The organism is Vibrio sp. 378 (genome assembly GCF_033339435.1).
The window spans coordinates 1-782 of the sequence record NZ_JAWOUO010000403.1 but is presented as its reverse complement, the minus strand read 5'-3'; the positions used below and the strand labels follow the sequence as shown (position 1 = coordinate 782).

The following is a 782-nucleotide window of genomic DNA, read 5'->3' as shown; positions in this document are numbered from 1 at the left end:
AACGGCCAAAGAAACGCGGCATTGCTTGCACATCAAATCCTGCTTTCGCCAAGGTTGCGATACCGAAGCGGTCGGCTTCTTTCTCGTTTGAGCGAGTATAGTTGATTTGGCTTTGCATGTTGCCTGCTGTTGCGGCGGTAATCGCTGCCATGCCTGCTTCTGGTGAAGCAATCGAAAGTAATAATGCACCAGCAAGCGCAGCTAAAGTAGCTGGAGAGCGTCTTGCCTGGTCTTCCATACTGCGCGCTAGGTGGCGCTGTGTTACGTGTGCAATTTCGTGCGCGACAACGGATGCGAGTTCACTTTCGCTACGAGCATGAAGAAATAGCCCTGAGTGCAATGCAACGTAACCGCCAAAAAAGGCAAAGGCGTTGATATTACGATCACGAATCATGAAGAAGTGGAACGGCGTTTTTACATCGTTCGCGTTGGCCACGAGGCGGTGTCCGAGGGAATCGATATATTCGTTGATGACCGGATCGTTGACGATAGGCTTACTGGCTCTGAGCATGCGCATGTACGCGTCGCCATAAATCAACTCTTGGTCTATAGAAAGCGTGCCGCCAGCTGCCGTACCAATATCAGGCAAGTCGATGCTACTGGCGTAAGTCGTTGGTGAACTGATTGCAGCAGCAAGGCACAAACAAACGAGCGAGCGAGTGCGTTTTAACATACGGTTTAAAGATTCTCCAAAATACCTAAGTACGTGGTTGGAGGTCGAGTACCTCACAACATCACCACTATACTTTATGGTCATCCTCTAGGATGAATAGGCTAGCACT

The 782-nt window shown here is 49.9% G+C and carries 1 protein-coding gene; it reads right to left on the bottom strand.

Features of this window, described 5'->3' with window-relative positions; genetic code table 11:
• Window positions 1-673 (bottom strand): M48 family metalloprotease (locus tag R7Q48_RS26560; RefSeq protein WP_318133198.1); only part of this gene is annotated, 673 nt, incomplete at its 3' end.
• Window positions 674-782: the final 109 nt, after the last annotated feature.